A 23,039-nucleotide genomic window follows, 5' to 3' on the forward strand; every position below is an offset into this window, starting at 1 on the left:
GATAAAAATTATGAATTTGAGTTATTCACTCTAACCCCCTAGCATCGCCCATACAAGCCAAGGGGTCTTTGGCATAGAAAGACGCTGATGAGGAACAGTCTGATGGCTGGCAAAACGCTCTACGACAAACTCTGGGAAGCCCACGAGGTCAAGCGCCGTGATGACGGCTCGTCCTTGATCTACATCGACCGTCACATCATCCATGAAGTGACCTCGCCGCAGGCTTTCGAAGGGCTGCGCCTGGCCAAGCGCAAGCCATGGCGTATCGATGCCAACATCGCCACGCCCGACCACAACGTGCCGACCACCCCGGAGCGCAAGGGCGGGATCGAAGCCATTGTCGACCAGGTGTCGCGCCTGCAGGTGCAGACCCTCGACGAGAACTGTGATGAATACGGCATCGTCGAATTCAAGATGAACGACGAGCGCCAGGGCATCGTCCACGTCATCAGCCCCGAACAAGGCGCTACCTTGCCAGGCATGACCGTGGTCTGCGGCGACTCACACACCTCCACCCACGGCGCCTTCGGTGCGCTGGCCCACGGCATCGGCACCTCCGAGGTCGAACACGTACTGGCTACCCAGTGCCTGGTGGCCAAGAAGATGAAGAACATGCTGGTGCGCGTCGAAGGCCAGCTGCCGCCGGGTGTCACGGCCAAGGACATCGTCCTGGCGGTGATCGGCAAGATCGGCACTGCCGGTGGCAACGGTCACGCGATGGAGTTTGCGGGCAGTGCCATTCGCGAGCTGTCGATGGAAGGCCGCATGACCATCTGCAACATGTCCATCGAAGCCGGTGCCCGTGTTGGCTTGGTGGCCACCGACGCCACCACCATCGCTTATGTCGAAGGCCGCCCTTACTCGCCCAAGGGCGAGCAGTGGACGCGTGCTGTCCAGGCGTGGAAAGACCTGGTGTCCGATGAGGATGCCGTTTTCGATACCGTGGTCGAACTCGATGCCACGCAGATCAAGCCGCAGGTCAGCTGGGGTACCTCGCCAGAAATGGTGCTTGCCGTCGACCAGCGGGTGCCGGACCCGGCTGCCGAAGCCGACCTGGTCAAGCGTGGCTCCATTGAGCGCGCCCTGAAGTACATGGGCCTGAAGGCCAACCAGGCGATCACCGATATCCACCTGGATCGCGTGTTCATCGGCTCGTGCACCAATTCGCGCATCGAAGACCTGCGCGCGGCAGCGCAGATCGCCAAGGGCCGCAAGGTGGCGAGCAGCGTCAAGCAAGCCATCGTCGTTCCCGGCTCGGGCCTGGTGAAGGCTCAGGCCGAGCGTGAAGGCCTGGACAAGATATTCGTCGAAGCCGGCTTCGAATGGCGCGAGCCAGGCTGCTCGATGTGCCTGGCCATGAACCCGGATCGGCTGGAAAGCGGCGAGCACTGTGCATCCACCTCCAACCGTAACTTCGAAGGTCGTCAGGGCGCAGGTGGCCGCACGCACCTGGTGAGCCCGGCCATGGCCGCCGCGGCCGCCGTCACCGGCCACTTCATCGATGTCCGCGAGTTGATCCAAGGGAGCGCAGCATGAAAGCTTTCACTCAGCACATAGGCCTGGTTGCGCCGTTGGACCGTGCCAACGTCGATACCGACCAGATCATCCCCAAGCAGTTCTTGAAGTCGATCAAGCGCACAGGCTTTGGCCCCAACCTGTTCGACGAGTGGCGTTACCTGGACGTAGGCCAGCCCTATCAGGACAACAGCAAGCGCCCGGTAAACGAAGAATTCGTGCTCAATCATCCGCGCTATCAAGGCGCCAGCGTGTTGTTGGCGCGCGAGAACTTCGGTTGCGGGTCCAGCCGTGAGCATGCCCCCTGGGCCCTGGACGAGTACGGCTTTCGGAGCATCATCGCGCCAAGCTTTGCCGATATCTTCTTCAACAACAGCTTCAAGAACGGCTTGCTGCCGATCATCCTCAGCGATGAAGAAGTCGATGAGCTGTTCAAGCAGGTAGAAGCCGCGCCAGGTTACCAGCTGACCATCGACCTGCAGGCCCAGGCGGTGACACGTCCGGACGGCAAGGTGCTGCACTTCGAGATCGACGCATTCCGCAAGCATTGCCTGCTCAATGGCCTGGACGACATTGGCCTGACCCTGCAGGACAGCGATGCGATCAAGGCGTTCGAGGGCAAGCACCGTGCTGCGCAACCCTGGCTGTTCCGTGACGCCTGACTGAAGCGAACGCGCTCACCGGCCTGCTTGCCAGCAGGTCGGTGCAAGCTGGATCGCCCACGCTCTCTGGCGACAGCCTGTACCACTGCCGCCATGGTCGATCCCGTATCGGCAACTCCTCCATCACCAGGACATCCCAATGATTCGTACACAGCATACCGATGTGGTTCAGCGCCAATTTGGCGATCAGGCGGGTGCCTACCTCAGCAGCGCCGTGCATGCTCAAGGCAGCGAGTTCGCGCTGTTGCAGGCCGAGTTGCAGGGGCAGGGCGATGCACGCGTGCTGGACCTGGGCTGCGGGGCAGGTCACGTCAGCTTCCAGGTTGCGCCGCTGGTGGCGCAGGTGGTCGCGTACGACCTTTCCCAGTCCATGCTGGACGTCGTCGCCAACGCTGCCGCCGATCGCGCGCTGACCAATATCATGACCGAGCGTGGCGCGGCAGAATCGCTGCCATTTGCCGATGCGTCGTTCGACTATGTGTTCAGCCGCTACTCAGCCCATCACTGGAGCGACCTGGGCCTGGCGCTGCGCGAGGTGCGCCGCGTGCTCAAGCCGGGCGGCGTGGCGGCATTCATCGACGTCATGTCGCCTGGTAGCCCGCTGCTGGACACGTACCTGCAAGCGGTAGAAGTGCTGCGCGACACCAGTCATGTTCGCAATTACTCTGCTGCCCAGTGGCAGCGCCAGGTCAGCGAGGCTGGCCTGCGTGTTCGCAGTCATGCCCGGCAGTCACTGCGCCTGGAATTCGGCAGTTGGGTCGAGCGCATGCGCACCCCTGAGCCGATGCGCCTGGCCATCCGCGAACTGCAGCAAGCCATGGGCGAAGAAGTACGGCAGTATTACGAGATCGAGGCCGATGGCTCGTTCAGCACGGATGTGCTGGTGCTGTGGGCAGAACGTTAAGCCTTTTTCGGCGCGGCCCGATTCGCCGCGCTGCGTGAATGCATAGAGGAAAGCATGAGCAAGCAGATTTTGATTCTTCCGGGTGATGGCATCGGTCCTGAAATCATGGCCGAAGCCGTCAAGGTGCTGGAGTTGGCCAATGACAAGTACCAGCTCGACCTCAGCCTGACCCATGACGTGATCGGTGGCGCAGCCATCGACAAGCACGGGGTGCCGCTGGCCGATGAAACCCTGGAGCGTGCACGCCAGGCCGATGCCGTGCTGCTCGGCGCCGTAGGCGGTCCCAAGTGGGACAAGATCGAGCGTGACATTCGTCCTGAGCGCGGCCTGCTGAAGATCCGCTCGCAACTGGGGCTGTTTGCCAACCTGCGCCCGGCCATTCTCTATCCGCAGCTGGCCGATGCGTCCTCGCTCAAGCCGGAAATCGTCTCTGGCCTGGACATCCTCATCGTTCGCGAGCTGACCGGCGGCATCTACTTCGGTGCCCCACGTGGTCAGCGCGAGCTTGAAGGTGGCGAGCGCCAGGCCTATGACACCTTGCCCTACAGCGAAAGCGAAGTGCGGCGTATCGCCCGCGTCGGTTTCGACATGGCCCGGGTGCGTGGCAAGAAACTGTGCTCGGTGGACAAGGCCAACGTTCTGGCTTCCAGTCAGCTGTGGCGGGAAGTGGTCGAGAGCGTGGCACAGGATTACCCGGATGTGGAACTGAGCCACATGTACGTCGACAACGCGGCGATGCAGCTGGTGCGCGCACCGAAGCAGTTCGACGTCATGTTGACCGACAACATGTTCGGCGACATCCTGTCGGATGAAGCTTCCATGCTGACCGGTTCCATCGGCATGCTGCCATCGGCGTCGCTGGATGCCAACAACAAGGGCATGTACGAGCCCTGCCACGGCTCGGCGCCGGATATCGCCGGAGCAGGCATCGCCAACCCGTTGGCCACCATCCTGTCCGTGTCGATGATGCTGCGCTACAGCTTCGACCAGTCGGCTGCTGCCGAGGCCATCGAGCAGGCTGTCAGCCTGGTGCTCGACCAGGGCTTGCGCACTGGCGACATTTTCTCCGAGGGCTGCCGCAAGGTCGGCACGCAGGAAATGGGCGACGCAGTAGTCGCAGCGCTGCGGAATCTGTAATCTCTCTGGCCCGCCATCCCCAATCCCGATGGCGGCCCACTTTTAGCAAAGGTGTAGTTGCGATGAAACGTGTAGGTCTGATCGGTTGGCGCGGCATGGTTGGTTCCGTGCTCATGCAGCGAATGCTGGAGGAGCAGGATTTCGACCTTATCGAGCCCGTGTTCTTCACCACCTCCAATATTGGTGGCCAGGGCCCGAACGTGGGCAAGGATACCGCGCCGCTCAAGGACGCGTATTCCATCGAAGAGCTCAAGACCCTCGACGTGATCCTGACTTGCCAGGGCGGCGACTACACCAATGAAGTGTTCCCCAAGCTGCGCGAAGCAGGCTGGCAGGGCTACTGGATCGATGCGGCCTCGTCCCTGCGGATGCAGGATGATGCGGTCATCGTGCTCGACCCGGTCAACCGCAAGGTCATCGACCACCAGCTTGATGCCGGTACCCGCAACTTCATCGGCGGCAATTGCACGGTCAGCCTGATGCTGATGGGCCTTGGCGGGTTGTTCGAGGCCGGTCTGGTGGACTGGATGAGCGCCATGACCTACCAGGCAGCGTCCGGTGCAGGGGCGCAGAACATGCGCGAGCTGATCAAGCAGATGGGTGCCACCCATGCGGCGGTCGCCGAGGACCTGGCCAACCCGGCCAGCGCCATCCTCGACATCGACCGTAAAGTGGCCGAAGCCATGCGCAGCGATGCCTACCCGGCTGAAAACTTCGGCGTCCCATTGGCCGGCAGCTTGATCCCCTGGATCGACAAGGAGTTGCCCAACGGCCAGAGCCGCGAAGAATGGAAGGCGCAGGCCGAAACCAACAAGATTCTGGGTCGCTTCAAGAACCCGATTCCGGTGGATGGCATCTGCGTGCGCATCGGTGCAATGCGTTGCCACAGCCAGGCGCTGACCATCAAGCTGAACAAGGACGTGCCGATCGCCGACATCGAAGGCATGATCAGCCAGCATAATCCTTGGGTGAAGCTGGTACCCAACCAGCGCGAAATCAGCATGCAGGAACTGACCCCCACCAAGGTGACCGGCACGTTGAACATTCCGGTTGGTCGTCTGCGCAAGCTGAACATGGGTTCCCAGTACCTGGGGGCGTTCACGGTAGGTGACCAACTGCTGTGGGGCGCTGCCGAACCGCTGCGTCGTATGCTGCGGATCCTGCTGGAGCGTTGATACGGCCCCATCTGTACCCGAACCCGCGCTGCTCCCAGCGCGGGTTTTTTATTTTGAGGCGCGCGGTGAAGGTGGCAGGGGATACGAGGCTGCGTACAGGCAGGTGGCGACTACCTGCGACGGGTCGGCGTTGGCCTCGCTTGTGTAATGCGGGTAAAGTGCCGCTCCCGTTTCGCCAGAGGCAGCCTGCAATATGAAACCTTCATTCGATATCGCCGTCGTCGGTGCCACCGGCAGCGTCGGTGAGGCGTTGGTCCAGATTCTCGAAGAGCTGGATTTCCCGGTCGCCACCCTGCATCTGCTCGCCAGCATCGAGTCGGCGGGCAGCAGCGTGATGTTCGCCGGGAAGAAGCTCAAGGTACGTGAAGTCGAGGGGTTCGATTTCGGGCAGGTCAAGCTGGCGTTCTTTGCAGCCGGTGCCGCGGTCAGCCGCAGCTTCGCCGCCCGAGCTGTGCAAGCGGGCTGCACCGTCATCGACCTGTCCGGTGCCCTGGACAACGCCCTGGTTGTCGTTCCAGAAGCCAACGCCGAGCAAGTGGCGGGGCTCAAGCGGCCCGCGCTGATCACAAGCCCCTGTTCAGGAGCCGTGGCCGTCGCCGCCACCCTGGCCCCGATCAAGCATTTGCTGGACATCGAGCATGTTCAGGTGGTGGCGTCTTTGGCGGTATCGGCTCAAGGCCGTGAGGCAGTCAACGAGCTTGCGCGGCAAACGGCCGAGTTGCTCAATGCCCGTCCGTTGGAACCGCGTTTCTTCGACCGCCAGGTCGCCTTCAACGTGCTGGCCCAGGTCGGCAAGGTCGACGAACAGGGTCATACCGCCGTAGAGCGGCGGATGGTGCAGGAGCTGCGCGAGCTGCTGGGCCAGCCTGAACTGAGTATTTCAGCAAGCTGCATTCAAGTCCCGGTGTTTTTCGGCGATAGCTTCAATGTGGCGGTGCAGTGCCGCCACGCCGTGGATTTGTCGGCCGTCAACCAGGCCTTGGACGTGGCGGCAGGCATCGACCGGGTAGATCCGGACGACTATCCAACACCGGTTGGCGACGCAGTGGGGCAGGACGTGGTCTATGTTGGACGTGTACGCCATGGCGTTGATCAAACCCGGCAGCTCAACCTCTGGTTGACCACCGACAATGTGCGCAAGGGCGCGGCGCTCAACGCTGTGCAGGTGGCACAATTGTTGATTAAACACGGTCTGTAAAAGATACTGGCAGGCACTTTTGTCCTGCTCTGCCTGCACGTTTCGGGACGATCCATACAAGGGAAGAGTTCATGCTTCGAATCCGCAAACTGGTTCTGGCCATGGCAGCAGCCTCGGCGCTGTCCTCGGGCATGGCCAACGCTCTGGGCTTGGGAGAGCTGACCCTGAAGTCGGCGCAGAACCAGCCACTGGAGGCCGAAATCGAACTGCTCGATGTGCGTGACCTGACCGCGGCGCAGCTGGCACCAAGCCTGGCCCCGCCTGAAGAGTTCGCCAAGGCAGGCGTGAACTTCTCCAGCGCCTTGCAGGACTTGCGCTTTACGCCTGTGATCAACCCCAATGGCCGAAGCGTGCTTCGCGTGACCTCCAGCCAGCCCATGCCGGGGCCGGTGGTCAAGTTCCTGGTACAGGTGATGTGGCCTCAGGGCCGCCTGTTGCGTGACTACAGCGTCCTGTTGGATCAGGCCAAGGCCCAGGGCCCGCAGGCCGCAACGGGCACTGTCGCCGCTGCGACCACCGGCCCTGGCAGCTATACGACCCAGCGCCGCGATACCCTGTGGCAGATCGCGGCGCGCAACGCCCAGGGCGGGTCGATCCAGCAAACCATGATCGCGATCCAGGCGCTGAACCCGGATGCGTTCATCGGCAACAACATCAACCAGCTCAAGGTAGGCCAGGTATTGCGCCTGCCCGATCAGCAACAGATCCAGAGCATCGCCCAAGGTGAAGCCAATCGCGAGGTCGCCGAGCAGTACGCGGCCTGGCGCGAGGGTAGACGCCTGGGGCCACGTGCCCGCCAGCTCGACGCCACCCGCCGTGGTGCAGCAGACGCCGCACCCGCTGCCATCGCCCAAGGCGACAACCTGCGCCTGGTTAGCCCCGGCAACCAGCCGGGTACCGGTCAGGCCAAGGCGCTGAACGACAAGCTGGCAGTGGCGCAGGAAAGCCTGGACACCAGCCGCCGTGACAACGAAGAACTCAAAAGCCGCATGTCCGACCTGCAGAGCCAGCTGGACAAGCTGCAGCGCCTGATCGAGCTCAAGAACGATCAATTGGCCCGGCTGGAAGCTCAAGGTGCGGCTACCCCTGCGCCAGCAGCAGCGGTCCCTGGCGAACCCGGTCAACAGGCCCTGGCGCCTGCGCAGGCGGCTGTGCCTGTGACCGACCCGGTCCCGACGGCGAGCCAGCCGGCCGTTCCCGATCAACCCGTGATCGCGCCAGCGCCCTCGGCTGCGCCAGACGCCCAACCCGCGGCCGCAGACACCCAGGCGGACAGCAGCCTCGACGACGTACTGGCAAGCCGCTGGTTGCTATGGCTGATCGCCGGTTCTACCGTCCTGGTCCTGGCGCTGCTGCTCTGGCTGCTGGCGCGTAAGCGCAGGGCCCAACAGGAAGCCGAGAAGCATTTGCGCATGGCGCGCGCTCTGGAAGAGGAGCAGATCGAGGGTTTCGATCCAGAGGATGACAGCCTGGATGGCGTCGAAGTCGTGTCCCCGACCGTTACGCTCTCGCCAGCGGCGGTCGCCGCCTCGGCGGCAGCGGCAGCGGCCTCTGAAAAACCCGTTGCACAACCTGTGCGTGAGCCTGCGGCAGACCCTTATGGGCCCTTGTTGGCGCAGGCCGAGGTGTGCATTGCCGAGGGTCGCCTGAACCGTGCCACGGAGCTGCTGGAGCCTGCAGTTGCCAGCGCGCCCAGGCGCGATGACCTGCGCTTGAAATTGATGGAGGTCTACGCTCGCCAAGGTGATCAAAGCGCCTTCGCCGAGCAGGAGCGCCAGTTGCCGGCGACGGCGGTGAACACCGCAGAAGTGGCCGGCCTTCGCGAGCGTTACCCGGCGATGCTTGCCTTGGCGGCGGCCGGTGTGGGCGCTGCTGCCTTGGCTGCCAAGCTGGACGAGCAGTATGTGCAAGGGCTGCTCGATGATCAGCCGGTTTCATCACCTGCAGTGGCAGCGGAGCCGCAGGCTCAGGCCGCTGCCGATTCGGACGCCTTCGGGGATATTCCGACGCTCGATACTGCGCAGCTGGATGATCCGGCGCTGGATGACGATTTCGACTTGAGCCTGGACGAGCCTTCTCCCGAGCCCGCGACATCGGCTGCCAGCCCGACCACTGATGCGCTCGCTTCAGAGGCCCAAATGCAAGACCCGGCCGATGCAGACTTCGAAACCTTGCTGGCGCAAGCCAGCGCTGAAGCCACGCCAGCCCAGGATCTGTCCGATTTCGACCTGGACATCGGTGAACCCGAGGGGACGGGTGGTCGGGATGACGCAGCGCCCAGTGCAATCGATCCGGTACCGGCCTTTGATCCGGCCACCGATTTCGATCTGCCGGCCGATTTTGACCTCTCCCTGCAGGACGATTCGCCAGGCGCGCAACAGTTCGCCTCCGAACTCGATGACGTCAACGCCGAGCTGGACAAACTCTCGCAAAGTCTGGAGTCGCCCTCCCTGGAGCCGCACTTCACTGAAGAGGATGCCGCCGCGCAACCTGAACTCGAACCGATCGACGACCTGGATTTCGACTTCTTTTCGGGCGCCGACGAGGTGGCCACCAAGCTCGATCTGGCCCGCGCCTACATCGACATGGGCGATCACCAAGGCGCCCGCGACATCCTCGACGAAGTGGTCAAGGATGGCGATGAACGTCAGCGCGAAGAAGCAGAGGATATGCTTTCGCGTCTGGTCTAGGCCTTCGCGTGGAGCCCTTTGGTCGTAACCCGTGAACCCGATGGCAGCCCTGTACGGCTGCCATTGTCGTTATAATCCCCGGCATTTCGTACACCAACAGGTTGCAGATTCTTGGACATCATCGACACCGCCTCGGCCGAATCCGCTGCCGAAGGCTGCACGCGTATCGCCTTGGGTGTGGAATACAAGGGCGCCCGCTACCGCGGCTGGCAACGCCAGGCCAGCGGCGTGCCCAGTGTTCAGCAAGCCTTGGAACAGGCACTTTCCAAAGTGGCCAACGAGCCCATTTCAGTCGTCTGCGCCGGCCGTACCGATGCAGGCGTACATGGCTGTGGGCAGGTCGTGCATTTCGACACCCATGCGGTGCGTGACGAACGCGCCTGGACCATGGGCACTAATTTCAACCTGCCCCATGACATCAGCGTCGTATGGTCCAAGCCCATGCCAGCCGATTTCCATGCGCGCTTCAAGGCCTGTGCCAGGCGCTATCGCTACGTGATCTACAACGATCCGATTCGGCCTGCTCACCTGGCCGAGGAGGTGACCTGGAATCATCGTCCGCTGGACATCGAGCGCATGGCGCAGGCCGCTTCGAGCCTGCTTGGCACCCATGATTTCAGCGCGTTCCGCGCTAGCCAATGCCAGGCCAAGTCGCCGATCAAGCACATCTATCACCTGCGGGTTACCCGTCACGGGCAGATGATCGTGCTGGATATCCGGGCTACCGCGTTCCTGCATCACATGGTACGCAACATCGCCGGCGTGCTGATGGCTATCGGCGCGGGCGAACGGCCGGTGGAGTGGGCGCGTCAGGTGCTCGAGGGGCGGGACCGCCGCGAAGGTGGCGTCACGGCCCACCCCTATGGGCTTTATCTGGTCCAGGTGGAGTACCCGGAGGCCTTTGCGCTGCCCGAGCGTTACATTGGCCCGCACTTTCTGACGGGCTACGACGCATTGGCTGACTGACGCACGAAGCGCCATTTGCTAAGATTCCGCCTTTGACCGCGCAAACAGGTTGCTGTCCATGAGCATCGTTCGCAGTAAAATCTGCGGGATCACCCGCATCGAAGACGCACTGGCGGCTGCCGAGGCTGGCGCCGATGCCATCGGGCTGGTCTTCTATGCCAAGAGCCCGCGTGCCGTGACCGTACAGCAGGCACGCGCCATCATTGCCGAGCTGCCGCCCTTCGTGACCACGGTCGGGTTGTTCGTCAATGCCACGCGTTGCGAGCTGAGTGAAATACTCGAAGCGGTGCCACTGGACCTCTTGCAGTTCCATGGTGATGAAACCCCGCACGATTGCGCAGGCCATCACCGGCCGTGGATCAAGGCCTTGCGGGTACGTCCGGGTGACGACCTGAAGCTTGCGTGCCGGCAATATGCCGACGCATCCGGCATCCTGTTGGACACCTTCGTGCCGGGTATCCCTGGAGGCACGGGCGAAGCGTTCGACTGGTCACTGGTGCCTGCCGGCCTGGGCAAGCCGATCATTCTGGCCGGTGGTCTGTCGGCGGACAACGTCGGGCAGGCGATCGCCCAGGTGCGCCCGTACGCGGTCGATGTCAGCGGCGGTGTCGAGCAGGCCAAGGGCATCAAGGACGCGGCCAGGATCGAAGCATTCGTACGCGCGGTGAAACAGGCTTGAGCAGATGTGACGGCAGGCAGCGCGCCATCGTCCATAGCTATCTCAGCCCCATGGGCCAGCCGGCCCTGCGTGGGGCGGTCAACCGAATTGTTCAGGGTGGTGCGGCAGGGGTGATGAACCCGGGTTGCCGCATCACCTACGTTTCATAAGCATTTGAGCTCAAAAGGGCAGGGCAGGCCGGCTACGCTGGTCCCCTCCCGCCGATACTGGAGAAAGAAAGCATGAGCAACTGGTTAGTCGACAAACTGATCCCTTCCATCATGCGTTCCGAGGTGAAGAAGAGCTCGGTACCTGAAGGCCTGTGGCACAAATGCCCGTCCTGTGAGGCCGTGCTGTACCGTCCGGAGCTGGAAAAGACCCTGGACGTATGCCCCAAGTGCAACCACCACATGCGCATCGGCGCACGTGCACGCATCGATATCTTCCTGGATGCCGAGGGCCGTGCCGAGCTGGGCGCCGACCTGGAGCCGGTCGACCGGCTGAAGTTCCGCGACGGCAAGAAGTACAAGGACCGTCTGACCGGCGCGCAGAAGCAGACCGGTGAAAAAGACGCCCTGATCTCCATGAGCGGCACCCTGATGGGCATGCCGATCGTGGTCAGCGCGTTTGAATTTTCCTTCATGGGCGGCTCCATGGGTGCCATCGTCGGCGAGCGTTTCGTGCGCGCAGCCAACTATGCCCTGGAACATCGCTGCCCGATGGTGTGTTTCTCGGCTTCCGGGGGTGCCCGCATGCAGGAAGCGCTGATCTCGCTGATGCAGATGGCCAAGACCTCTGCGGTGCTGGCGCGTCTGCGTGAAGAAGGCATCCCGTTCATCTCGGTACTGACCGACCCCGTCTACGGCGGCGTGTCCGCCAGCCTGGCGATGCTGGGCGACGTCATCGTTGGCGAACCCAAGGCCCTGATCGGCTTTGCCGGCCCACGCGTCATCGAGCAGACCGTACGCGAGAAGTTGCCTGAAGGCTTCCAGCGTAGCGAATTCTTGCTGGAGCACGGTGCCATCGACCTGATCATCTCCCGGGGCGACCTGCGTCCACGGCTGGCGCGCCTGCTGGCCCAGATGACCGGCCAGCAGACCCCGGTCGAGGCCCTTGAGGCGGCTGCTGTCGCGTGATGACCCAACGGACCCTTGGCGAGTGGCTCGCCTATCTCGAGCAGCTGCACCCCTCTGCCATCGACATGGGGTTGGAGCGTTCGCAAGCGGTGCTGGCGCGCCTGGCACTGGGCAAGCTTGCCCCGCGTGTGGTGACAGTAACGGGCACCAACGGCAAGGGTTCGACTTGCGCGTTCCTCGCTTCGCTGCTGCGCACACAGGGGCTGAGGGTCGGCGTGTACAGTTCGCCGCACCTGCTGCGCTACAACGAGCGCGTGCTCATCGACGGCGTTGAAGCCAGCGATGCGCAGTTGTGCGAGGCGTTCGCAGCGGTCGAGGCGGCGCGCGGCGAAATCTCCCTGACCTATTTCGAGATGGGTACCCTGGCGGCGTTCTGGCTGTTCGAGCGTTCGCAGCTCGATGCGGTGGTGCTGGAAGTCGGGCTGGGTGGGCGGCTGGACACGGTGAATGTCGTGGACGCCGACATCGCGCTCGTGACCAGCATCGGGGTCGATCACATCGATTACCTGGGCGATACCCGCGAGCAGGTGGCTTTCGAGAAGGCAGGTATCTTCCGTGCCGGCAAGCCCGCGCTCTGTGGAGACCTCGATCCGCCCCAGCCGTTGCTCGACAAGGCCAGCGAACTGGCAGCTCCGCTGCGGTTGCGGGGCCGCGACTTCAACCTTCAGGTGGCCGAGCGTGGCTGGAGCTGGCACGGCACATCCGGCGAAGGTGAAAAAGTCGTCTTGATGGACCTGCCCCTGCTGGATCTGCCCATGGAAAACGCCGCCTTGGCCCTGCAGGCCTACCTGCTGAGCGGCTTGCCCTGGCGTCCTGCGCAGCTGCGCCAGGCACTGGTCGATACGCGCATCACGGGTCGCCTCGATCGGCGCGTGATCCACTGGCGTGGCGCTGCGGTTGAGCTGCTGCTGGATGTCGGGCACAACCCACATGCAGCTCAGTACCTGGCCCGGCGTCTGGCATCCAGGCCACTGGCTGGCCGGCGTCTGGCCGTGTTCGGCTTGCTGTGCGACAAGGACCTCGAGGGTGTGATCGCGCCCTTGCAGGCCCTGGTCAATGAGTGGGCCGTCACACCGCTTGCCACTCCGCGTAGTCGGCCTGCTGCTGAATTGGCACAGGCCCTGACGAACCTCGGCGCCACGGTGAAGTCTTATGCCAGCGTCGACGCTGCCCTGGAGGGGCAGTGCGCGAACGCCACGGCAGATGATCAGATCCTGCTGTTCGGTTCGTTTTTCTGTGTCGCTCAGGCGCTGGAATGGTTGCAGCGGCATCCCCAGGAGGGTGGGATAGATGGCAGTGCTGGATAAAGGAATGAAGCAGCGCATGATCGGTGCGCTGGTGCTGGTCGCGCTGGCGGTGATTTTCCTGCCAATGCTGTTTTCGCGGCAGGATGAAATGCGTGAGGTGCACGTCGATGCCCCTCAGGCGCCTGTTGCACCGTCGGTGCCTGAGGTAAAGGTCGACCCTGTTGCCGTGCCCGAACCCCAGGCCTTGCCAGAGCAAGCGGATCCGGCGCCGGTGGTGGTAGACGAGTCGTCCGCGCCAGCGCGTGCGCCCAGCCAGCCCATCACGCCGTCGCCGCAGGCCCAGCAGGCCCAACCTGCTCCGCCGGCCGTGGCCAAGGTAGAGCCCAAGGCGTCGGCCGCTTCTGCGCCAGCAGCAACGTCGACCAAGGCCGGCGCGCCGTCCAAACTGGACGCCAACGGCCTGCCGGTCAGTTGGTCGATTCAATTGGCGAGCCTGTCCAACCGGGCAGGCGCCGAGAAGCTGCAGCAGACCCTGCGTAGCCAGGGCTACAACGCCTATATCCGCGCAGCCGGTGGCATGAATCGGGTGTATGTCGGCCCGCTGATCGAGCGTGCCGACGCCGAGCGCACCCGCGATGCCATCAACCGCCAAAACAGCCTCAAAGGCTTCGTCGTGCGCTTCCAGCCGGAACGCAGCTGAAGGAGAGGGGCGGCATTGCCGTCCCGTCCCAGTCAGCGAGCATATTGGCGGTGCCCAGCAGGCTTGCTGTCCTGGCTGGGCGATCCACTGACATTCCGCTTACCCAAGCCCTCGTCGCTCTGGTAAAATCCGCCGCCTCAACGATCTGCAGGCAGCACCGTGGCATTTACCCTGGTTGATTGGGCGATCATCGCGATCATCGCCATCTCCACACTGATCAGTCTCAAACGCGGCTTCGTCAAGGAAGCCCTGTCCTTGCTCATCTGGATCATTGCCGGTGCGGTGGCGTGGATGTTCGGTGGCTCGCTCTCGGTGTACCTGGAGAGTTATATTCAGACGCCCTCCATGCGTGTGATCGCCGGCTGCGGTATCTTGTTTGTCGCCACATTGCTGGTGGGGGCGATGCTCAACTTTCTCATCGGCGAACTGATCCGTGTTACCGGCCTATCGGGCACCGATCGTTTTCTGGGCATGGTCTTCGGCGCCGCCAGGGGCGGCCTGCTGGTGGTGGTGGCACTCGGGCTGCTGAGCCTGGGGCCGGTTCAACAAGACGCGTGGTGGCAGGAGTCTCGCCTGATCCCACGGTTTCTACTGGTAGCCGACTGGTCCAAAAACCTGGTCGTGGGCTTCACCAGCCAATGGATGTCCAACGGAGCGATCAGCACACCGGCCGATCTTCCGTTCAAGGAGCAGCTGCTCGGGCCGACCCGGCCTTGAGCGCTATTCACTCAAGTTTCATCAAAGTAGGGGTTGCGTCGCATGTGTGGCATCGTCGGTATCGTCGGTAAGTCGAACGTCAATCAGGCGCTGTATGACGCGCTTACGGTCCTCCAGCACCGCGGCCAGGACGCTGCCGGTATCGTGACCAGCCATGACGGCCGGTTGTTCCTGCGCAAGGATAATGGCCTGGTGCGCGATGTGTTCCAGCAGCGCCACATGCAACGCCTGGTGGGGAGCATCGGCATCGGCCATGTGCGCTACCCTACAGCCGGCAGCTCGACCTCCGCCGAGGCCCAGCCATTCTACGTCAACTCGCCATACGGCATCACCCTGGCTCACAACGGCAACCTCACCAACGTCGAGCAGTTGGCCAAGGAGATCTACGAGTCGGACCTGCGTCACGTCAATACCAACTCCGATTCCGAGGTGCTGCTCAACGTATTCGCCCATGAGCTGGCCGTGCGCGGCAAGCTGCAGCCTACCGAGGAGGACGTGTTCGCCGCGGTCTCCCATGTGCACAGCCGCTGCGTCGGCGGTTACGCCGTCGTTGCCATGATCACGGGCTACGGCATCGTCGGTTTCCGCGACCCCAACGGTATCCGTCCGGTCGTCTTCGGTCAGCGCCACACCGACGAAGGTGTGGAGTACATGATCGCGTCGGAAAGCGTTGCGCTCGACGTGCTTGGCTTCACCCTGATTCGCGACCTGGCGCCAGGTGAAGCGGTGTACATCACCGAAGAAGGCCAGCTGTACACCAAGCAGTGTGCCCAGGCCCCGAAACTGCAACCCTGCATTTTCGAACACGTCTACCTGGCCCGCCCGGACTCGATCATGGACGGTGTCTCGGTGTACAAGGCGCGTCTGCGCATGGGCGAGAAGCTCGCCGACAAGATTCAGCGCGAGCGCCCGGATCATGGCATCGACGTGGTCATCCCTATCCCGGACACCAGCCGCACTGCCGCGCTTGAGTTGGCTAACCACCTGGGCGTGAAATTCCGCGAAGGCTTCGTCAAGAACCGCTACATCGGCCGCACCTTCATCATGCCGGGCCAGGCTGCCCGCAAGAAGTCCGTGCGCCAGAAACTCAACGCCATCGAGCTTGAGTTCCGTGGCAAGAACGTCATGCTGGTTGACGATTCGATCGTGCGCGGCACCACCTGCAAGCAGATCATCCAGATGGCGCGCGAGGCCGGCGCCAAGAATGTCTATTTCTGCTCCGCAGCACCTGCAGTGCGCTACCCCAACGTCTACGGCATCGACATGCCGAGCGCTCACGAACTGATCGCCCACAACCGTACCACCGAGCAGGTGGCCGAGTTGATCGGCGCCGACTGGCTGGTCTATCAGGACCTGCCTGACCTGATCGATTCGGTCGGTGGCGGCAAGATCAAGATCGAGCATTTCGATTGCGCGGTATTCAACGGTGAGTATGTCACTGGCGATATCGATGAAGCCTACCTTGACCGCATCGAGCAGGCCCGCAATGACCTGGCCAAGGTCAAGACCCAGGCAGTCAGCGCAATCATCGACCTCTACAACAACTGATTTCAGGGAGCGATGGCATGACCGATCAATGGGATGCCGGGCGACTGGACAGCGACCTGGAGGGTGTCGGCTTCGACACCCTGGCAGTGCGCGCCGGTCAGTGCCGTTCACCGGAGGCCGAGCACAGCGAAGCGCTGTTCCTGACCTCCAGCTACGTATTCCGTACGGCTGCCGATGCGGCTGCGCGCTTTGCCGGTGAAACCCCAGGCAATGTCTATTCGCGCTATACCAACCCGACCGTACGGGCATTCGAAGAGCGCCTGGCGGCAATGGAAGGTGCCGAGCAGGCCGTGGCCACCTCCACTGGCATGGCGTCGATTCTGGCCGTGGTCATGTCGCTGTGCAGTGCAGGCGATCATGTACTGGTGTCTCAGAGCGTGTTCGGGTCGACCATCAGCCTGTTCGAGAAGTACTTCAAGCGCTTCGGCTTGCAGGTGGACTACGTGCCGTTGGTCGATCTTGCTGGCTGGGAGCAGGCCATCCAGGCCAATACCAAGCTGCTGATCGTCGAGTCGCCTTCCAACCCACTGGCCGAATTGGTCGATATTGCTGCGCTCAGCGAAATCGCCCATGCCCGTGGGGCCATGCTGGTGGTGGACAACTGCTTCAGCACACCGGCCTTGCAGCAACCGCTCAAGCTCGGTGCCGACATCGTCTTCCACTCCGCAACCAAGTTCATCGATGGCCAAGGCCGTTGCATGGGCGGTGCAGTGGCGGGCCGCGCCGAACAGATGAAGGAAGTGGTCGGTTTCCTGCGCACGGCGGGCCCGACGCTCAGCCCCTTCAACGCCTGGGTATTCACCAAGGGCCTGGAGACGCTGCGCCTGCGTATGCGCGCACACTGCGAGAGTGCTCAGGCACTGGCGCAGTGGCTGGAGCAGCAGGACGGCATCGAAAAAGTGCATTACGCCGGCCTGCCGAGCCATCCGCAGCACGAATTGGCCAAGCGCCAGATGAGTGGCTTCGGCGCTGTAGTGAGCTTTGAGGTCAAGGGCGGCAAGGAAGGGGCCTGGCGCTTCATCGATGCTACCCGGGTCGTCTCGATCACCACCAACCTGGGTGACAGCAAGACCACCATCGCTCACCCGGCCACCACCTCCCATGGCCGCTTGACGCCGCAGGAGCGTGCGGCTGCCGGCATCCGCGACAGCCTGATTCGTGTGGCTGTGGGCTTGGAAGACGTGGCGGATCTACAGGCTGATCTGGCGCGTGGACTGGCGGCATTGTGATCGAAATTGGCCTCAATACGCCCGGCCATAACGGCCGGGTCGCTTTGGTCACCGGTGCCGCGCGCGGTATTGGACTTGGTATTGCCGCCTGGCTGATCTGCGAAGGTTGGCAGGTGGTGCTCAGTGACCTCGACCGCCAGCGGGGGGCGAAAGCGGCCAAGGCACTGGGGGACAATGCCTGGTTCATCACCATGGATGTAGCAGACGAGTCCCAAGTCAGTGCCGGGGTGTCCGAGGTGCTCGGGCAATTCGGCAGGCTTGACGCGCTGGTGTGCAATGCTGCGATTGCCAACCCCCACAGCCAGACGCTTGAAAGCCTGAGCCTGGCTCAATGGAATCGTGTGCTGGCAGTCAATCTCAATGGCCCGATGCTGCTGGCCAAGCACTGTGCGCCTTACCTGCGCGCGCACAATGGCGCCATCGTCAACCTGACGTCCACGCGGGCGCGGCAGTCCGAGCCTGACACTGAAGCTTATGCCGCCAGCAAAGGGGGCCTGGTGGCACTGACCCATGCGCTGGCCATCAGCCTGGGCCCGGAGATTCGTGTCAACGCCGTGAGCCCGGGGTGGATTGATGCCCGAGATCCCTCCCAGCGCCGTGCCGAGCCCTTGAGCGATGCCGACCACGCCCAGCACCCCACCGGTCGCGTGGGCACCGTCGAGGACGTTGCAGCCATGGTCGCCTGGCTGCTGTCCCGGCAGGCAGCGTTCGTGACCGGTCAGGAGTTCGTGGTCGACGGCGGTATGACCCGCAAGATGATCTACACCTGAAGGCCCTTGTGGGCAGGTAGGCAGAGGAGGGGACCGCAAGGTCCCTTTTTCATGTCCAGGCTTGGCTTGGGTCTGAATCAGGATGTGCTCGGCTTTGCACTGGGCACCGGCGACTTGGAAAAAAACTCAACAGGGCTATTGACTTAGCGTCGTCACCTGCGTAAATTTCGCGGCCTCAGCGAAGCAAACGCAACAAGCAACATCGCGAGGGTGATTAGCTCAGCCGGGAGAGCATCTGCCTTACAAGCAGAGGGTCGGCGGTTCGATCCCGTCATCACCCACCACTTCCTGAGATGTTCCTGACGCTCAAGGCTTTGCAAGAAGCTGACAGCTAGAGAGGAATGCACTGCGCAGCGGTAGTTCAGTCGGTTAGAATACCGGCCTGTCACGCCGGGGGTCGCGGGTTCGAGTCCCGTCCGCTGCGCCATTTTGATTAACAGATGGGTGCTTGTCACCGGTCTGAAGCCACAAGGTCGAGCGCCTTGGGCTGACCCAGTTTCAATCGGGCGCGAGCCTGAACGATACGCAGCGGTAGTTCAGTCGGTTAGAATACCGGCCTGTCACGCCGGGGGTCGCGGGTTCGAGTCCCGTCCGCTGCGCCATCTTCGCATCAAGGTCCCTAGAACACCTTGAGGCAACCATGACGAATGGTCATTGAGCCGTTTTTCATGCCTTCCCCCAGGCTGTCTGGTGGGTAGACCCAAGTTTCAATCGGGCGCAAGCCTGAATGATACGCAGCGGTAGTTCAGTCGGTTAGAATACCGGCCTGTCACGCCGGGGGTCGCGGGTTCGAGTCCCGTCCGCTGCGCCATCTTCGCACCAAGGGCCTTTGAACACCTTGGCGCTACGCGAAAGCGACCTTCGGGTCGCTTTTTGCGTTTTTGGCGTTTGCCGTATTGACCTTGCCGCCTGCATGAAACCTTGCGGGTACTTCACCGACCAGCGGTTCCTGTACCTGGCTGCTGTGTTGCACAATAGGCACCTTCTTGAAATACCCGGAACCCTCGATGACAAGATCTTCCGTTTCTGGTGCGCTCGTGCTGGCCGCCCTGTTGGCCGTGTCGAGCGGTTGTGCGTCCAAGAAACCTGCGGTGTACGAGCATGAGAACTTCGACGACTCAGGCACGTTCTCGCGCAGCTTTCCCGTAGGGGATGCCAACTCCTGCGAAGCCGCACGCCGTGCGCTGCTCAGCCAGGGCTATATCATCACCAGCAGCGGCCCTAACCAGGTGGTCGGCAACAAGAGTTTCCAGCAAAACAGCGATAACCACCTGCAGATCAGCTTCAATGTCACGTGTGCGCCCGATGCGAGCGACGAGCAGCACTCGACCATGTTCGCCAACGCCTTGCAGGACCGCTATGCCCTGAAGAAGTCCAATACATCGGCAAGCCTGGGAGTAGGGGTGCTGGGGTCGGTGTCGATGCCGATTGGCTCGAGCGATGACTCCATGGTGAAAGTGGCCAGTGAGACAGTCACCGCCGCGCAGTTTTACGACCGCTACTTCGCGTTGGTGGAAAGTTACCTGCCCAAGACCAAGCCCAAGGCCCAATCCTTGAGCCAGCCCAAAGCTGAACAACCCGCGCCCAAGGCTGAGAAGCCTGCGGTGGAACTGGGCTTGCCGGAGCAGGCTGCGGCAAACCCAGCGCCAGTCCCGGTCGAGGCTGCACCTGCACCGGCTGAGCCAGACACTGCGCCCAAGGACGGTGCATCGCCCGCGGCCGTCGCGCCTAGCCAGCAGGCTCTCCAGGCACCTGACAGTGGGGATGAATTGAGCTCGCAGCCCGTTGCGCCCCCGGCCGATGCGGCGCCCATCGAGGTGCAGCCGGCTGAGCCGGCCGTGCCAGCCCCGCAGGATCAAACGGCTACACAGGGCCAGCCCTCTACCCCATGAGGCCGTAAAGCCGGCGCCGCCACGCTTCGGGCGTCAAATCGGCCAGGCGCTAGCGAGGTTTGACAGACCGGTCGATCAGCGGTACGCCACTGAGCGCCTGCAGCGTTTGGAAGGTGATGGCCGCGCAAATCTCGACCACTTCGAGCCCTGCCGGCGTTACGTCCAGTACCGCGAGGTCCGTGTAGATGCGGCTCACGCACCCGATGCCCGTCAGAGGGTAGGTGCATTCGCTCACCAATTTGCTTTCTCCGGTTTTGGTCAGGTGGTCCATCATCACGAACACTTGCCGGGCGCCGGTGGCCAGGTCCATCGCGCCGCCCACCGCGGGGATCGACCCCTCGGCGCCGGTGTGCCAGTTAGCCAGGTCGCCGTTCACCGAAACCTGAAAAGCACCGAGCACAGCGATGTCCAGATGCCCACCGCGCATCATCGAAAATGAATCGGCGTGGTGGAAATAGGAACCACCGGTCAGCAGGGTCACGTGCTGCTTGCCAGCATTGATCAAGTCGTCGTCTTCCTCGCCTGGCGCAGGGCTGGGTCCCATGCCCAGCACTCCATTTTCACTGTGCAGGAACACTTCCTTGTCGCCCAGGTAGTTGGCGACGAGTGTGGGGGCGCCGATGCCCAGGTTGACGTAGGCACCTTCCTCAATGTCGGCTGCAACACGCTGGGCCATGGCGGTACGCGAGAGTCGTTGGTTGATGGTCATGGCCAGGCCTCAGAATGGGTGGGTGGTCTGATGAGCGGCGGCGGGGGCCGCTACCACGCGTTGCACGAAGATGCCCGGCGTGACGATATGCTCCGGGTCCAGCTCACCCAGCGCGACGATCTGGTCGACCTGGACGATGGTGGTCTTGGCAGCCATGGCCATGATCGGCCCGAAGTTGCGGGCGGCCTTGCGGTAGATCAGGTTGCCCCAGCGATCACCCTTATGGGCCTTGATCAAGGCGAAATCGGCGTGCAACGGCATCTCCAGTACGTACTGGCGGCCGTCGATTTCCCGGGTTTCCTTGCCTTCGGCGAGCAAGGTGCCATAGCCGGTGGGTGAAAAGAAGGCGCCGATGCCAGAGCCTGCTGCGCGAATGCGCTCGGCCAGGTTGCCTTGCGGTACGACCTCCAGCTCGATCTTGCCAGCCCGATACAGGGCGTCGAAAACGTACGAGTCCGATTGGCGCGGGAACGAACAGATGATCTTGCGCACACGTTCGGCCTTGAGCAATGCAGCAAGGCCAGTGTCGCCGTTGCCAGCATTGTTGCTGATGATGGTCAGGTCGCGTGCACCGGTGGCGATCAACCCGTCGATGAGTTCAGAGGGCATGCCGGCCGTACCGAAACCGCCAATCAGCAGGGTCGAGCCATCGGTGATGCCCGCCACGGCGCTGGCAATGGTTGCGTGGGTCTTGTCGATCAAGGCGTAGCTCCCGTCGATGCTTGTAAAAACGCCACCTGTGCAGTGCACCATGCTTCGAGCACTGACTGGCGCTTGATGGGGAATGAACGTGAAGCTAGCTTGCCGCAAGCCGGGCCATGGGCGCAGGCGCCGAGGCAATATCTGGGCGATTACCGAACCGTTGTTGCGCGCGCGCGTCGCGTCGGCCTGTGTGAGGGGCGAATTGGATTAAACGAACGAGCCGGTCCACAGGTCCATGATCCTGACACGCGAGGGCGCGCTGCGCGAAAAGCATCGTCACGTCACCCTCCTGTCACGTCATCGCGCTAGGGTGCCGATGAACTCAGCAAACCGTATTCGGATAAGGACGCAGGAAGATGGACGACTACCAGGAAGAGCTGCTGGAATTTCAGGCCCACGAGATGGACACGCCTGAACCGGCCGAAGACGCTACCGAACTTTAGTCCCCGCGTCGCTGCGTGCGGCGGTAACCGCCAGGCGTGAGCCCAGTCCAGCGCTTGAACGCGCGCTGGAAAGCCTCTGCCGAAGCGAACCCCAGCAGGTAGGCGATTTCGCCGAAGCTCAACTGGGTGTCGCGGATATAGGTCTCGGCCAGGTCGCGTCGGGTGCCGTTCAACAGGTCACGAAAACGCGTGCCTTCTTCTGCCAGCCTGCGACGCAGCGTCCAGGGCGGAAGTTGGAGCTGCAGGGCAATTTCGTCGAGCTCCGGTTCACGTCCACCGTTTAGCAGCGGCCCTAGCAAATGGGTTATACGCTCGCCTAGGCTGCGCACGCGGGTCAGCTGATCCATGTGCGCCTCGCTCAGGGCCAGCAGTTGGTGCCAGGTGCTGGGGCAATGCCTGGGGTTTGGCAATTGCAGCGTGGCGCGGCTCAGGCGCAACTGGTTGCACTCGGCGGCAAAGCGGACCGGCGCGCTGCACAGGGGCTGATAGAGGGCGGCGTAGCCTGGGGCTGCGAACTCGATGTCCATCCGCTCGGCCACCACTGGCGTACCGACCAGGTCGCCCAGCTGGGCCAGCCAGCCGACGAGCAGCGAGTCGACCACAAAGCGGTTGTAGGCGTTGTAGGGGCTGATGGAGTAAAAACGCAGCCAAGCGCCTTCGCCATCTTCGCAGTAAGTGCAATGGCCTCGATAGTTGGACGCGTACAGCGGCTCTAAGCGTAGCAGGGTGCGCGCCGCCTCGCCCAGGGTCGGCGCTTGCCCTGCCGTGACCCCGGCCAGCCCGGTATGGGCCAGCCGGCTCAACTGGCCAATCTGCAAACCCAGTGCAGGCTCGGCGCACAATGCGATGGCGGCGTGGCCCAGGTGCATGTAGCGCGGTATCGACAGGCGCGCATTGGCCTGGGCCAGCCGCGCCGCGTCCAGGCCATAGCGTTCGAGCAAGGGTGCAGGGTCGTGACCCAGCCGTCGAATCGCCTCCGCCAAGGGTTGCACAAAGCCTACCGACAGGTCGCCCAGCCTTACCTGCGGGCGGCTCATGGTG

20 protein-coding genes and 4 tRNA genes are annotated in these 23,039 nt (G+C 62.9%); 21 read left to right on the forward strand and 3 right to left on the reverse strand.

Features of this window, described 5'->3' with window-relative positions:
- The first annotated feature begins 102 nt into the window (after positions 1-102).
- From leuC to CRP40_RS19225, 21 genes are all read left to right on the forward strand, one after another.
- Positions 103-1,536, forward strand: coding sequence for a 3-isopropylmalate dehydratase large subunit (gene leuC, locus CRP40_RS19125; protein WP_027916486.1), 1,434 nt, complete (start codon positions 103-105; stop codon positions 1,534-1,536).
- A complete protein-coding gene (gene leuD / locus CRP40_RS19130; protein ID WP_027916487.1) occupies positions 1,533-2,177 on the forward strand; it encodes a 3-isopropylmalate dehydratase small subunit in 645 nt (214 codons plus the stop codon). Before leuC ends, leuD begins: the two co-directional genes overlap by 4 nt.
- 139 nt (positions 2,178-2,316) lie before the next feature.
- Positions 2,317-3,081, forward strand: a complete 765-nt coding sequence (locus tag CRP40_RS19135) for a class I SAM-dependent methyltransferase (protein ID WP_027916488.1) — start codon at positions 2,317-2,319, stop codon at positions 3,079-3,081.
- A 54-nt stretch (positions 3,082-3,135) separates the two neighbouring features.
- A complete protein-coding gene (gene leuB / locus CRP40_RS19140; RefSeq protein WP_027916489.1) occupies positions 3,136-4,218 on the forward strand; it encodes a 3-isopropylmalate dehydrogenase in 1,083 nt (360 codons plus the stop codon).
- A 62-nt stretch (positions 4,219-4,280) separates the two neighbouring features.
- Positions 4,281-5,393, forward strand: coding sequence for an aspartate-semialdehyde dehydrogenase (asd, locus tag CRP40_RS19145; RefSeq protein ID WP_027916490.1), 1,113 nt, complete (start codon positions 4,281-4,283; stop codon positions 5,391-5,393).
- A gap of 193 nt (positions 5,394-5,586) precedes the next feature.
- Entirely contained in the window at positions 5,587-6,591 is a 1,005-nt protein-coding gene (locus tag CRP40_RS19150; RefSeq protein ID WP_033695214.1) for an aspartate-semialdehyde dehydrogenase, read from the forward strand.
- Positions 6,592-6,662: 71 nt separating this feature from the next.
- Entirely contained in the window at positions 6,663-9,281 is a 2,619-nt protein-coding gene (locus tag CRP40_RS19155) for a FimV/HubP family polar landmark protein (protein WP_027916493.1), read from the forward strand.
- 111 nt (positions 9,282-9,392) lie between these two features.
- Positions 9,393-10,247 carry a tRNA pseudouridine(38-40) synthase TruA gene (gene truA, locus CRP40_RS19160; protein ID WP_027916494.1) on the forward strand — a complete coding sequence of 285 codons (855 nt, stop codon included), beginning with the start codon at positions 9,393-9,395 and terminating at the stop codon, positions 10,245-10,247.
- A gap of 58 nt (positions 10,248-10,305) precedes the next feature.
- On the forward strand, positions 10,306-10,926 hold the full coding sequence (locus CRP40_RS19165) for a phosphoribosylanthranilate isomerase (RefSeq protein WP_027916495.1): 621 nt from the start codon (positions 10,306-10,308) through the stop codon (positions 10,924-10,926).
- A gap of 221 nt (positions 10,927-11,147) precedes the next feature.
- Entirely contained in the window at positions 11,148-12,041 is an 894-nt protein-coding gene (accD, locus tag CRP40_RS19170) for an acetyl-CoA carboxylase, carboxyltransferase subunit beta (RefSeq protein ID WP_023535975.1), read from the forward strand.
- Complete coding sequence (gene folC, locus CRP40_RS19175) at positions 12,041-13,348, forward strand: bifunctional tetrahydrofolate synthase/dihydrofolate synthase (RefSeq protein ID WP_027916496.1); 1,308 nt, start codon at positions 12,041-12,043, stop codon at positions 13,346-13,348. Before accD ends, folC begins: the two co-directional genes overlap by 1 nt.
- Positions 13,332-13,988, forward strand: coding sequence for an SPOR domain-containing protein (locus CRP40_RS19180; RefSeq protein WP_027916497.1), 657 nt, complete (start codon positions 13,332-13,334; stop codon positions 13,986-13,988). The genes folC and CRP40_RS19180 overlap by 17 nt, the downstream gene beginning before the upstream one ends.
- Before the next feature lie 159 nt (positions 13,989-14,147).
- Entirely contained in the window at positions 14,148-14,705 is a 558-nt protein-coding gene (locus CRP40_RS19185) for a CvpA family protein (RefSeq protein WP_027916498.1), read from the forward strand.
- Positions 14,706-14,747: 42 nt separating this feature from the next.
- Positions 14,748-16,253 (forward strand): amidophosphoribosyltransferase, encoded by a 1,506-nt coding sequence (gene purF, locus CRP40_RS19190; RefSeq protein ID WP_023535974.1) that lies wholly within the window; start codon positions 14,748-14,750, stop codon positions 16,251-16,253.
- Positions 16,254-16,270: 17 nt separating this feature from the next.
- Positions 16,271-17,482 (forward strand): O-succinylhomoserine sulfhydrylase, encoded by a 1,212-nt coding sequence (locus tag CRP40_RS19195; protein WP_027916499.1) that lies wholly within the window; start codon positions 16,271-16,273, stop codon positions 17,480-17,482.
- Positions 17,479-18,252, forward strand: a complete 774-nt coding sequence (locus CRP40_RS19200) for an SDR family oxidoreductase (RefSeq protein ID WP_027916500.1) — start codon at positions 17,479-17,481, stop codon at positions 18,250-18,252. The genes CRP40_RS19195 and CRP40_RS19200 overlap by 4 nt, the downstream gene beginning before the upstream one ends.
- 208 nt (positions 18,253-18,460) lie before the next feature.
- Positions 18,461-18,536 (forward strand) — tRNA-Val (locus CRP40_RS19205).
- Positions 18,537-18,602: 66 nt separating this feature from the next.
- Positions 18,603-18,679, forward strand: a tRNA-Asp gene (locus CRP40_RS19210).
- Positions 18,680-18,777: 98 nt separating this feature from the next.
- A tRNA-Asp gene (locus CRP40_RS19215) sits at positions 18,778-18,854 on the forward strand.
- 132 nt (positions 18,855-18,986) lie between these two features.
- Positions 18,987-19,063, forward strand: a tRNA-Asp gene (locus CRP40_RS19220).
- Between the two features lie 196 nt (positions 19,064-19,259).
- Positions 19,260-20,144 (forward strand): DUF2242 domain-containing protein, encoded by an 885-nt coding sequence (locus CRP40_RS19225; protein ID WP_050587375.1) that lies wholly within the window; start codon positions 19,260-19,262, stop codon positions 20,142-20,144.
- Between the two features lie 49 nt (positions 20,145-20,193).
- Here CRP40_RS19225 and CRP40_RS19230 read toward each other — a convergent pair whose 3' ends face one another.
- The 3 genes from CRP40_RS19230 to CRP40_RS19240 all read right to left on the reverse strand — a co-directional run bounded on the left by CRP40_RS19230 (position 20,194) and on the right by CRP40_RS19240 (position 23,035).
- The gene (locus tag CRP40_RS19230; protein ID WP_027916501.1) at positions 20,194-20,853 is read right to left on the reverse strand and encodes a 3-oxoacid CoA-transferase subunit B; all 660 of its coding nucleotides are present in this window, start codon (positions 20,851-20,853) and stop codon (positions 20,194-20,196) included.
- A 9-nt stretch (positions 20,854-20,862) separates the two neighbouring features.
- Positions 20,863-21,555, reverse strand: coding sequence for a 3-oxoacid CoA-transferase subunit A (locus CRP40_RS19235; protein ID WP_027916502.1), 693 nt, complete (start codon positions 21,553-21,555; stop codon positions 20,863-20,865).
- Positions 21,556-21,994: 439 nt separating this feature from the next.
- The gene (locus CRP40_RS19240; protein WP_027916503.1) at positions 21,995-23,035 is read right to left on the reverse strand and encodes an AraC family transcriptional regulator; all 1,041 of its coding nucleotides are present in this window, start codon (positions 23,033-23,035) and stop codon (positions 21,995-21,997) included.
- Positions 23,036-23,039: the final 4 nt, after the last annotated feature.

The organism is Pseudomonas sp. URMO17WK12:I9 (genome assembly GCF_900230165.1).
GTDB lineage: Bacteria > Pseudomonadota > Gammaproteobacteria > Pseudomonadales > Pseudomonadaceae > Aquipseudomonas > Aquipseudomonas fulva.

Excerpts from the sequence above, each read along its gene's own strand:
- leuC (WP_027916486.1), top strand. The coding sequence starts at position 103 with ATGGCTGGCAAAACGCTCTACGACAAACTCTGGGAAGCCCACGAGGTC.
- leuD (WP_027916487.1), top strand. The coding sequence starts at position 1,533 with ATGAAAGCTTTCACTCAGCACATAGGCCTGGTTGCGCCGTTGGACCGT.
- CRP40_RS19135 (WP_027916488.1), top strand. The coding sequence starts at position 2,317 with ATGATTCGTACACAGCATACCGATGTGGTTCAGCGCCAATTTGGCGAT.
- leuB (WP_027916489.1), top strand. The coding sequence starts at position 3,136 with ATGAGCAAGCAGATTTTGATTCTTCCGGGTGATGGCATCGGTCCTGAA.
- asd (WP_027916490.1), top strand. The coding sequence starts at position 4,281 with ATGAAACGTGTAGGTCTGATCGGTTGGCGCGGCATGGTTGGTTCCGTG.
- CRP40_RS19150 (WP_033695214.1), top strand. The coding sequence starts at position 5,587 with ATGAAACCTTCATTCGATATCGCCGTCGTCGGTGCCACCGGCAGCGTC.
- CRP40_RS19155 (WP_027916493.1), top strand. The coding sequence starts at position 6,663 with ATGCTTCGAATCCGCAAACTGGTTCTGGCCATGGCAGCAGCCTCGGCG.
- CRP40_RS19165 (WP_027916495.1), top strand. The coding sequence starts at position 10,306 with ATGAGCATCGTTCGCAGTAAAATCTGCGGGATCACCCGCATCGAAGAC.
- accD (WP_023535975.1), top strand. The coding sequence starts at position 11,148 with ATGAGCAACTGGTTAGTCGACAAACTGATCCCTTCCATCATGCGTTCC.
- folC (WP_027916496.1), top strand. The coding sequence starts at position 12,041 with ATGACCCAACGGACCCTTGGCGAGTGGCTCGCCTATCTCGAGCAGCTG.
- CRP40_RS19180 (WP_027916497.1), top strand. The coding sequence starts at position 13,332 with ATGGCAGTGCTGGATAAAGGAATGAAGCAGCGCATGATCGGTGCGCTG.
- purF (WP_023535974.1), top strand. The coding sequence starts at position 14,748 with ATGTGTGGCATCGTCGGTATCGTCGGTAAGTCGAACGTCAATCAGGCG.
- CRP40_RS19195 (WP_027916499.1), top strand. The coding sequence starts at position 16,271 with ATGACCGATCAATGGGATGCCGGGCGACTGGACAGCGACCTGGAGGGT.
- CRP40_RS19225 (WP_050587375.1), top strand. The coding sequence starts at position 19,260 with ATGACAAGATCTTCCGTTTCTGGTGCGCTCGTGCTGGCCGCCCTGTTG.
- CRP40_RS19230 (WP_027916501.1), bottom strand. The coding sequence starts at position 20,853 with ATGACCATCAACCAACGACTCTCGCGTACCGCCATGGCCCAGCGTGTT.
- CRP40_RS19240 (WP_027916503.1), bottom strand. The coding sequence starts at position 23,035 with ATGAGCCGCCCGCAGGTAAGGCTGGGCGACCTGTCGGTAGGCTTTGTG.